This window comes from Kribbella sp., assembly GCF_035655035.1.
Taxonomy (GTDB): Bacteria; Actinomycetota; Actinomycetes; order Propionibacteriales; family Kribbellaceae; genus Kribbella.
This window is the reverse complement of sequence record NZ_DASRVN010000726.1, coordinates 1-10,493: the sequence shown is the minus strand read 5'-3', so window position 1 is coordinate 10,493 and position 10,493 is coordinate 1. Positions and strand designations below refer to the sequence as shown.

Below are 10,493 nucleotides of genomic sequence, written 5' to 3'. Positions count from 1 at the left end.
GCTGGTGACGCTGCAGCTGATCTGGAAGGACGCCGGCTGGGGCACGATCATCTACCTCGCCGCGCTGCTGAACATCGACACCGAGCACTACGAGGCGGCCGCCATCGACGGCGCCGACCGGTGGCGGCGGCTGTGGCACGTCACGCTGCCGGGCATCGTGCCGGTGACGTTGCTGCTGCTGATCCTCAACCTGGGCAGCATTCTCTCGGTCGGCTTCGAGCAGATCCTGCTGCAGCGCGACGCGGTCGGCGCCGACGCGGCCGAGGTCCTCGACACCTACGTGTACTTCCACGGCGTGCTCGACGGCCAATGGGGCCCGGCCGCCGCCGTCGGCCTGGTCAAGGGCGTGATCGGCCTGGGCCTGATCCTCGGCGCGAACAAGCTCGCGCACCGCTTCGGCCACGAAGGGATCTACAGCAGATGAGTACGACGCAGCGGTCGGCCCACCGGACCGTCGACCGGCCGCCCCGCCGGGCCACCGGCCGGCCGCCGTGGATGGAGGCGCCGAGCAGGGCGGGGCTGGTGCTCAAAGGTGTGGTCATCGCGATCGTCTGCCTGCTGGTGCTGTACCCCTTCGTGAACATCCTCGCGACCAGCCTGGCCGGCGAGTCCGAGATCACCCGGCGCGGCGGGATCATTCCGCTGTTCCCGAGCGAGCCGACGCTGGCGGCGTACCGGACGATCTTCGCCGGTGGCGTGGTGAGTCACGCGCTGCTGGTCAGCGCGGCGATCACGGTGATCGGTACGGCGCTGAACCTGGTCGTCACGATCGCGCTCGCGTACGGGCTCAGCCGGCCGATCGTCGGCGGGCGGTTCGTGTTGACAACCGTAGTGTTGACAATGTTGTTCGGGGCCGGAATCATCCCGAACTTCCTGCTGGTCAAGGCGCTCGGGATGTACGACTCGTACACGTCGCTGATCGTCCCCGGCCTGGTCAGCGCCTTCAACTTCCTGGTCCTGCGCAACTTCTTCCAGAACATCCCGGCCGAACTGCTGGACAGCGCCCGGATCGACGGCGCCGGCGATCTCGCGATTCTGATCCGGATCGTGCTGCCGCTGTCGAAGGCGGTGCTCGCCGTGGTCGCGCTGTTCTACGCCGTCGGCCACTGGAACGCGTTCTTCAACGCGCTGCTCTACCTCAGCGACACCGGCAAGTGGCCGCTGCCGCTCGTACTGCGCCTCTACGTCCTGCAGGGGCAGCCGGTCGGCGGCGGCACCGAGTCCCCCGGCGAGGCGGTCGCCTCGATCCAGGCCGTGCAGATGGCGGTCGTCGTCGTGGCGCTCGTCCCCATCCTCTGCGTCTACCCGTTCCTGCAGCGCTACTTCACCAAGGGCGTACTCACCGGCGCCATCAAGGGTTAGGAGAAATGACCGTGACCACCACCCCCTCCCTGAACCGCCGCAATTTCTTGCGGAGCGCGGTCGGTGTCGCCGTGATGAGCGCCACCGGCGTCCCCACGCTGGTTGCCTGCAGCAACGGCAGTACGACGGCCGGCACCGCGCGCGCGTCCACGGTCACGCTGCCGTCGTACGTCCCGTTCGCGGGCCCGAAGCCGGATCTGGCCGGCACCGCGGACGGCGTACCGCCGGGCTACCGGACGTACCCGAAGGAGCTCGTCAGCACGGTGAAGTCGCCGCCGCTGAACGGGGGCAAGGTCAGCGTGATGACCGACATCTTCGACCCGCTGCCGCCGTCGAAGGACAAGAACGCGGCCTGGCAGGCGGTCGAGAAGCAGCTCGGCGGCACGCTGGACCTGACCATCGTCCCGGACAGCGACTGGGCGACCAAGTTCCAGACCGTGCTGGCCGCAAACCAACTGCCGGACCTGTTCCTGCTGTCGGATTCGACTCTTGTCAACAATCTACCGGCGTTCCTGACGGCGAAGTGCACCGACCTGACGCCGTACCTGAGCGGCGACAAGGTGAAGGACTACCCGAACCTGGCGAACGTCCCGCAGGTGATCTGGCAGGCCTGCGTCGTCCAGGACAAGATCTACGGGCTGCCGATCCCGCGCAGCATCACCGGTGGCGCCGGGTTCTACAACAAGCGCCTGCTGGACGCCGCCGGCATCGAGTACCCGGCCACCGCCGAGGACTTCCTGGCCGCCTGCAAGGAGCTGACCAGGCCGCAGCAGGGCCAGTGGGCGATCGTCAACTCGAAGGGCAACACGTTCTTCACCTTCGTCCAGCAGATGTTCGGCGTGCCGTACAGCTGGAAGGAGGATGGCGGCAAGCTCGTGAAGAGCTTCGAGACCCCGGAGTACAGGGCCGCGCTGGAGTTCGCCGTCCAGCTGGTGAAGGCCGGCGTCACGGTGCCCGGCTCGGACGGCGCCGACGGTACCGCCCGGAAGAACTCGTTCAAGTCCGGCAAGGGCGCCTTCGTGTACGACGGGTTCCCGGCGTACACCGACTACAGCAAGGCGATGAAGCGGCTCGACCCGAAGAACGACCCGCGCGCGTTCGTGCCGATGGCGCCGAAGGGCGGCAAGGCGAACACCTGGGCGGACAACGTGCTGTTCGCGTACACGCTGATGAAGAAGTCGGACGACGCCCGCGCCAAGGAACTGCTCGCGGTCGCGAACTTCTTCGCCGCGCCGTTCGGCAGCACCGAGAACCTGCTGCTCACGTACGGCGTCGAGGGCGTCGACTTCACCCGGGACGCGAACGGCAACCCGAAGCAGACCAGCAAGGGCGAGGCCGAGCTGACCGTGCCGTGGAAGTACATCGCCGCTCCCCCGCAGGTGCTGTTCAGCGCCACCGACCCGACGTACGTCGACAATGCGCACGCCGACCTGACCAAGCTGCTCGGGATGGTCGTGAAGGACCCGACCACGTCGATGATCTCGCCGACCAACGACAAGGCCGGCGGCGACATCGGGCAGGCGTTCTCCGACGTCCGCAACGACGTGATCGCCGGCCGGAAGCCGATCAGCGCGTTCGACGTGGCGCTGGCGAAGTGGAAGAAGGACGGCGGCGACAAGATCCGCGGCGAGTACGAGACCGCGCTGAGCGGCGGTGCGAGCCCGCGATGAGCTGGCTGACCGAGGCCCGGTTCGGGCTGTTCGTGCACTGGGGCATCTACGCCGCCGCGGCCCGGCACGAGTGGGTGAAGTCGTACGAACAGCTCACCGACGCCGACTACCAGCCGTACTTCGACCACTTCTCGCCGGATCTGTACGACCCGGAGCAGTGGGCGGAGGACGCGTGGAACGCCGGGACGCGCTACCTGGTGATCACCACCAAGCACCACGACGGGTTCTGCCTGTGGGACTCGAAGCTCACCGACTACTCGGCGCCGCACACCCCGTGGGGCAAGGACGTGCTGGCGCCGATGGTTTCCGCGTTCCGCGAACGCGGTTTCCGGATCGGGCTGTACCACTCGCTGCTGGACTGGCACCACCCGGAGTTCCCGGTGGACCTGTATCACCCGCAGCGGAAAGACGTGGACTTCATCGACCGTACGGCGGATCGTGACGTGGCGAAGTACGCGGACTATCTGCACGGTCAGGTGCGGGAGCTGCTCACGTCGTACGGGAAGATCGACGTGATGTGGTTCGACTTCTCGTACGCTGAGCGCGGGTTCAACGCGAAGGGGCCGGACGAGTGGCGGTCCGCGGAGCTGCTGGCGATGGTGCGGGAGCTGCAGCCGGGGATCCTTGTCAACAATCGGCTGGGGCTCGGATCGGGCGACTTCACCACGCCGGAGCAGGTACAGCCGCCGGGGAACGAAGTTGCCGCTGAGGTTGCCGCCGGCAACGGTACGCCGGTGCCGTGGGAGGCCTGCCAGACGTTGAACGGCAGCTGGGGGTACCACCGGGACAACCACGACTGGAAGTCGCCGGCGCTGCTGATCCGGATGCTGGTCGACTCGGTCTCGAAGGGCGGCAACATGCTGCTCAACGTCGGCCCGAACGGGCGCGGTGCCTGGGAACCGCGGGCGCTCCAGGTACTCGGCGGCATCGGTTCGTGGATGCGGCTGCACGAGCGGTCCATCCGCGGGTGCGGTCCGAGTGTCTACGTTCCGCCCGCCGACTGCCGCTACACGCAGAACGGGCGACGGCTCTACCTGCACATCTTCGCGTGGCCGATGGGGCATCTTCACCTGCCTGGTCTCGGTGACCAGGTCACGTACGCGCAGTTCCTGCACGACGCGTCCGAGGTCCAGCGCGTCACCGTCGACCCGTCGGCGCCCGGCCACACCTACCTCACCGGTCTGCCGGAGAACACGCTGACCTTGAAGCTGCCGAACCACGCGCCTGAGGTCGAGAGCTGCGTGATCGAACTCTTCCTGCGCGACTGAGTCACCTCGTACTCAGGTCACCCCGAACGACGAAGGCACCCACCTCGACCCGGTGGGTGCCTTCGTCCTGTTTGCCGGATTGTCTACTGTCGGATTGTTGACGGATCGGTCGCGGGCGGCGTCAGGTGCAGCGCCGCCAGCTGGGCAGTGGCGTCCGCGTCGACCGGCACGCCCCAGGCGCGGAAGAAGTCGCTCAGGTCGTGCCCGGCGTTCCGGCTGCACAGGACGACCAGGTTCCGCAGCCGCAGAGCCTCCTCGGTGTAGTCGCCGGCGTACGGACGATCGACACGGACGAGCTTGTGCAGGTTCGGCCAGAAGGCGTCGCCGAACGCGAGCCGGAGCTGCTCGAACATCACCAGCTTCTCGTACGGGTCGAACGTCTTGCCGTAGTCGACCCCCGGCGAGCGCAGTTTGCCCGGCGCGCTGTCCCACGGGGTCAGACCGGTCTTCGCGTCCGGCGCGTGCAGCCGCGGCTGCTGGCCGTACTTCGTCGCGAACACCGCGTTCACCGCGAGCGAGTAGATGTTGACCGTCACCTCGGTCAGCGAACTCGGCTTGTAGGTGATCTGCTGATGCTGGTGCCCGAGCTCGTGGTAGATGCCCCAGCCGCGCATCCGCAGCCCCTCGACGGTCAGCATCCGGTCCTGGATCGGTGGCGGGAACGACATGTGCCCGTGGGTCGCATAGGCGCCGACGCCGGTGATCGCGGACGGGTACCCGACGAAGTGGTACCGGTGTACCAGCCGCGCGTGTACCGGCGCGGACCCGTCGTACCCGCTGGTCGCGTCCTCGATCCGGATGACGTCCTCGTACGTCGCGAGCAGGTCGGCGTGGCTCTCGGTGCGGTAGGTCAGCGCCGACGCGCGCTCGACGGTGATCATCGCGTGCGGACTGACGAACTCGACGTACGGCGTGCCGCGTTCGTCGAGCTGACGCTGGAAATCGGCCTCACCGGTGCGGCCGAGGACGAAGTACGGCATCGGCTGGGCCTGCTCGCCGATCGTGACCTTCGCACTGCCGGAGTCACCGATCAGTTTCAGGTAGACGACGCCACCGCCCGCGTCGGTGATCGTGTTGCGACCGGCCTGCAGCGGGTACTCCCGGGACGCCTTGAACTCGGCGCGCGCGTCGGCATCCGGCGCACCGATCACCAACGTCGGAACGAGCCCCGGGTGGACGACGACGTTCAGCGCGACGCCGGCCGGCAAGTAGAACCCGGTCGTCCGGAGTTCGCTCGCGCTGAGGGAGTCCTGGGTTCGGTCGAGCTCGGTCGTCCGCGCGGACGGCAGCGCGTCGATCGTGATGGTGCTCGTCGTCGTGGTGGTCGTCGTCGTGGTGGTCGTCGTCGTGGTGGTCGTCGTCGTGGTGGTCGTCGTCGTGGTGTTCGTCGTCGTGGTGTTCGTCGTCGTGGTGGTCGTCGTCGTGGTGGCGTCGGTCTGGGCGTGGGCCATCGCCGGTACGGCGGCCAGCGCCAGGCCGGCACCGGTTGCCTGCAGAACCCGGCGTCTGGTGAACATCGTGCCGGTCTCCGTGGGGCGGGCGTGCGGCATCATCGAACAACCTCCTGGTTGAACTTGCCAGCACCCGGCGACCCGGCCGGCCCTGGTGGCCGGCCCCGGTTGCTTGCGAAATCTAGTTGAAGGACACGGTGTGGGTGGCCCCGCGCGTACCGCCGACGGCCACGTCGATGACCAACTGCTTGCCCGTAGCAACCACCGTGACGGCCGGATCCTTGGCAACCACGGACGCAACCCGCCGCCCGACCGTCACCCGCACCACCTGCGCGGTCCGGCTCGGATCGGAGACAGCAACAGTCGTCACAGTCCCCTCCCTGCCGACCACCACGGAGGCGGGCCCATCGCTCGCCACCGACGCAGCACCGTCCCCGGAGACAGACCCCGCCGCCCAGAAGTTCGCCAGTACGAGGTTCTCGCGGTGGGAGACGATTGCTTGAACAGTCGGATTGTTGACCAGAACAGTCATCCCGGGATCGGCGGACCGCTCAGCGGTCTCGCGAGCGGTTGCATTGGGCAACAGCACGTACGCATACGAACCGGCATCCGTCCCGTGCTCCAGCACGAGCTTGGCGTAGCGCCGAGTATGCGGCGTGGTCGACCCGGCGGTGTCGTTCCCGACGTTGATCTCCGACCAGGAGCCGGTCCGGTCCTCCCGCTCGACCCGCAACTGCCCGCCGGCCGGGAACACGTACCCACCCACACCTTCCAGGTACGCCCACCCCGGATCGCCGTACGTCTGATCAACCCCCGACTGCCCGTCGACAACCAGCGCGGCAGTCCCGTTCTCGTGGACATTCCGATTGTCGACAATCGTCTCCACCGGGTACCCAACCGTCCCGACGATCCCCGCACCCAGCGCGACGACCGAGTCCCGCAAACAGAACCACGACTTCCGCGCCTGCAAGCTCTTGTCGTAGTTGATCAGGTGCATCCCGACCGCCCCCGCGACATCCTTGTACAACGCCCCGCCCACCCAGTCCGCGTACGCCGCAACGGTCCCCGTACCGCTGCCGGTACCACCCGGCTGCCGCGGTTTCGTGCTGACCGTCGTACCGGGCATCCGCTGCGCGTCCACGGTCGGCCAGTACGCGTCGTAGTACTGCGACTGGTCGGCGTTGTAGAGGTAGGTCATACCGTCGCCGACGTACCACCCGCGGAGGTTCTCGCCGTTGCCCCACTCGTAGCGCGCCATCCGCTTCGACGACATCGCGATCGCGAACGTCCAGCCCGGGCGGCGGTGCACCACGCGGTCCTGGTTGTAGAACTGGAAGTGCCGCGGCACCACCGGCGCGGGCGTCACACCGGTGTCCGCGAGCAGCGCCTTCGCCCGGGAGATCTCCGGGATCGACGCTCCGGGCAGGTAGTCGTCGAGCCGGTCGCGGGTGATCCAGCTCTTGGCGAGCGCCCGGTAGCGCGAGGCGTAAGGCTCGGCGACACCACTCGCGAGCAGCAGGACGGTCGACGTGGTGCCGTGGCCGTTGCGGTGGTCGCCGGCGGCCTCGCGGGAGATTGCGCGGCCGGAGACACAGTCCATCATCAGACCGTCGACCATGAACGGGGCGAAGCTCGCGTCGACCGCGTCCAGCAGTACGGCGCGGTTCGGGTCGGTGATCTCCCAGCTGGATCCGCCGAGCAGCGCGATCAGGTTCGCGACGCCGCCGAGCGCGACATTGCCGTACGTACCCACGTACGCGAGGTTGCCGTGCTGGATGAACGAGCCGTCGCGGTAGAACCCGTCGCCGCTGGTGACGTAGGTGAAGACGGAGTTCTTCCCGGACTCGGCGACATCGCTGAGCGCGTCGCGGGCTGTCGACAATCTGTCTGCCGACTTTCCGACGATCCCGCGGAGCGCGACGATCAGCGCCTTGTCGACGCGGTTGGCGCCGGTCTCCCGCAGCGAGGGCGAGTTGGTCCGGCGGTTCGGATCGGGGACGAAGTGGTCGACGGCTTTCAGGTACGCCGCGAGCTGGTCGGCCGAGAGTGCGTCGTACGCCAGGACACAGGTGTCGAGCAGCGCCCGCGGCGTGCCGATCTCCCAGAACCACCAGTTCCCGGTCTCCCTCAGCGTCTCGTTGAAGGAGTGCACATTCAGAAAGTCGAGCGCCCCGCTCAGCAGCTCACCAACACCATCCCCACTCGCGCCGGCGGTGGGCGCGTGCAGGCCCGTTCCGGGGGTGGCGCGGGCGAGGGCGATGGTTTTCAGGCGGGTGTAGCTGATCGAGAAGTTGCCGCTGGACGGGCTGAGCGGCAGGTCCGCCCACAGCGCCGTCCGGCCGTTGTCGACAATCAGAGTGTCGACAAACTGCTGCGCCTGCGAGCCGAGCTTGGCGAGCGCACTCGTGTACGCCGGATCGCCGGCGTCGATCGCACCACCGGTGTTCAGCTCGGCCCACCGCGCCCGCAGGACGTCGAACTCGTCCCCCGCGAACGCTCGCGTGGGCAACCCGAGAGTGCTCAGGGCACCGGCGGCGAGCCCGGCCTGCAACAACAGTCGACGACGAATGAAGGGCGGCATCGCGACTCCTCGACGAGGGACAGTAAACGCTTACCCCCAGCCTGCCGCCTGCCCATAACAGTCGTCAACAGCTCACTGTGATCACTTCTGATCACTTCACGCCAGCAGATCAGCCGCAGAGCCTTACGGCAGCAGCTCGCGGACCACGGCGTCGGCCAGGAGGCGGCCACGGTCTGTCAGGACGAGTCGTTCGGCAGAAACGACCGCCAGTCCGTCAGCGACTACCTGGTCCAGCGCGGCGCGGCCGGCGGCGTCGAGTACGTCGAGTGGTAGACCGGCCGACAACCGGACCTCGAGTAGTACGCGCTCGATCCGGCGGGTCTCCGCGTCCAGCGTTTCGCGTGCGTACGCAGGACTCTCACCCGCGGCGATCCGCTCGGCGTACGCGGTCGGGTGCTTCACGTTCCACCACCGCACCCCGCCGGCATGGCTGTGCGCCCCGGGACCGATCCCCCACCACGTGTCCCCGCGCCAGTACAGCTCGTTGTGCCGGCAGCGTGCCGCCGTACTGCGTGCCCAGTTCGACACCTCGTACCATCCCAGGCCGGAGGCGGAGAGCATCTGGTCCGCCAGCACGTACTTGTCGGCCAGGTCGTCGTCGTCCGGCATCGGCAGCTCGCCGCGCCGGATCCGCCGCGCCAACTGGGTACCGTCCTCGACGATCAACGCGTACGCGCTCACATGGTCGGGCTGCGCGGAGAGCGCCGACTCAAGCGAAGCGCGCCAGTCGTCCAGCGACTCACCCGGCGTCCCGTAGATCAGGTCCAGGTTCACGTGCTCGAAGCCGGCCGCTGTCGCCTCGCGAGCGGCCTCCAGCGCACGCCCAGGACTGTGCTGGCGGTCCAGAATGCGCAGGACTTGGGAGGAGGAGCTCTGCATACCGAAGCTCACCCGGTTGATCCCCGCCTCGAGCAGCGCCTCCAGGTACGCCGGGTCCACCGACTCCGGGTTGGCCTCGGTCGTCACCTCCGCGTCCGGCGCGAGCCCGAACTCGTCCCGCACCGCTGCGAGCATCTTCCCGAGATCCGCGGCCGGCAACAGCGTCGGCGTACCGCCCCCGAAGAAGACGGTGTCCACCGGCCGGTCCAGCTCCCGCAGCACCTGCCGCGCCAGCCGCACCTCCGCAACCGCAGTCGCGGCGTACGACGCCTGCGATCCGCCGCCGCCCAGTTCCTTAGCGGTGTACGTGTTGAAGTCGCAGTACCCGCATCGCGACGCACAGAACGGCACATGCAGGTAGAACCCGAACGGCCGCCCGGCGGCCTCCCGCACGGCAGCATCCGGCAACGCCCCGTCCCGGGGCGCAACCTCCCCCTCGGGCAGTGTCGACGGCACGCCCCCATCCTACGGACGGCGTACCGAAGAACAGGCAGTGGTCGCCTCGCCGAGGCTGCCCAGCAGGCTCTGGCCGAAGGAGGACGGCCCCCGCCGCCCGGCCCACTGGTGAGTCGCCGCGGCGGCCAAGGCATTTCTTCATCGCACTGCAGCGGTTCCTCTGTGGCGGAACGTTCTGCGACGGTTACATTCGGTTCATGGACACCGAGGCTCAGCCCGTCGGACGTGCCACCCGGAACGCGGTCGTGGTGGCGATCATGCTCGGAATGTTGCTCGCGGCCCTCGATCAGACGATCGTGGCGACCGCCCTGCCGACCATCGTCAGCGACCTCGGCGGCGCCAACCACCTGTCCTGGGTGGTGACGTCGTACCTGCTCGCCGAGACCATCATGACCGCGCTGATCGGGAAGTTCGGCGACCTGTACGGGCGCAAGCCGATGTTCCTGCTCAGCGTCGTGCTGTTCCTCGCCGGGTCCGCGCTCTGCGGGATGTCGCACTCGATGCTCTGGCTGGTCGGCTCCCGGGCGATCCAGGGCCTCGGCGCCGGCGGCCTGATGGTGACCGCGATGGCGGTGATCGCGGACGTCGTACCGCTCAGCGAGCGCGGCCGGTACCAGGGCGTGATGGGTTCGGTGTTCGGGGTGTCGACGGTCGCCGGGCCGCTGCTCGGCGGGCTGTTCGTGGACCACCTGAGCTGGCGGTGGGCGTTCTACGTCAACCTGCCGCTCGGCATCGTCGTACTGGTCGTCGCCTCGATCACGTTGCCGTCGGTGAAGGCCGCGGTCGGCCCGAAGATCGACTACCTCGGGATCCTGTTCATCGGGAT

The 10,493-nt window shown here is 68.2% G+C and carries 8 protein-coding genes; 5 read left to right on the top strand and 3 right to left on the bottom strand.

Features of this window, described 5'->3' with window-relative positions:
• From VFF46_RS37485 to VFF46_RS37470, 4 genes are all read left to right on the top strand, one after another.
• The coding region (locus tag VFF46_RS37485; RefSeq protein ID WP_325042018.1) for an ABC transporter permease subunit at positions 1-424 on the top strand (424 nt) is incomplete at its 5' end.
• On the top strand, positions 421-1,362 hold the full coding sequence (locus VFF46_RS37480) for a carbohydrate ABC transporter permease (protein ID WP_325042017.1): 942 nt from the start codon (positions 421-423) through the stop codon (positions 1,360-1,362). The genes VFF46_RS37485 and VFF46_RS37480, both read left to right, overlap by 4 nt.
• A 5-nt stretch (positions 1,363-1,367) precedes the next feature.
• On the top strand, positions 1,368-3,032 hold the full coding sequence (locus VFF46_RS37475) for an extracellular solute-binding protein (RefSeq protein ID WP_325042016.1): 1,665 nt from the start codon (positions 1,368-1,370) through the stop codon (positions 3,030-3,032).
• Positions 3,029-4,300 (top strand): alpha-L-fucosidase, encoded by a 1,272-nt coding sequence (locus VFF46_RS37470; protein ID WP_325042015.1) that lies wholly within the window; start codon positions 3,029-3,031, stop codon positions 4,298-4,300. Before VFF46_RS37475 ends, VFF46_RS37470 begins: the two co-directional genes overlap by 4 nt.
• Before the next feature lie 83 nt (positions 4,301-4,383).
• On the opposite strand, the gene VFF46_RS37465 is transcribed toward VFF46_RS37470, so the two are convergent.
• The 3 genes from VFF46_RS37465 to hemW form a co-directional block, all read right to left on the bottom strand.
• Positions 4,384-5,853 carry a M60 family metallopeptidase gene (locus VFF46_RS37465; protein WP_325042014.1) on the bottom strand — a complete coding sequence of 490 codons (1,470 nt, stop codon included), beginning with the start codon at positions 5,851-5,853 and terminating at the stop codon, positions 4,384-4,386.
• 79 nt (positions 5,854-5,932) lie between these two features.
• The gene (locus tag VFF46_RS37460; protein ID WP_325042013.1) at positions 5,933-8,332 is read right to left on the bottom strand and encodes a polysaccharide lyase 8 family protein; all 2,400 of its coding nucleotides are present in this window, start codon (positions 8,330-8,332) and stop codon (positions 5,933-5,935) included.
• A 123-nt stretch (positions 8,333-8,455) separates the two neighbouring features.
• Complete coding sequence (gene hemW / locus VFF46_RS37455) at positions 8,456-9,667, bottom strand: radical SAM family heme chaperone HemW (protein WP_325042011.1); 1,212 nt, start codon at positions 9,665-9,667, stop codon at positions 8,456-8,458.
• Positions 9,668-9,864: 197 nt separating this feature from the next.
• On the opposite strand from hemW, the gene VFF46_RS37450 reads away from it, so the two are divergent.
• Positions 9,865-10,493: MFS transporter (locus VFF46_RS37450; protein WP_325042010.1), on the top strand; the 629-nt coding region annotated here is incomplete at its 3' end.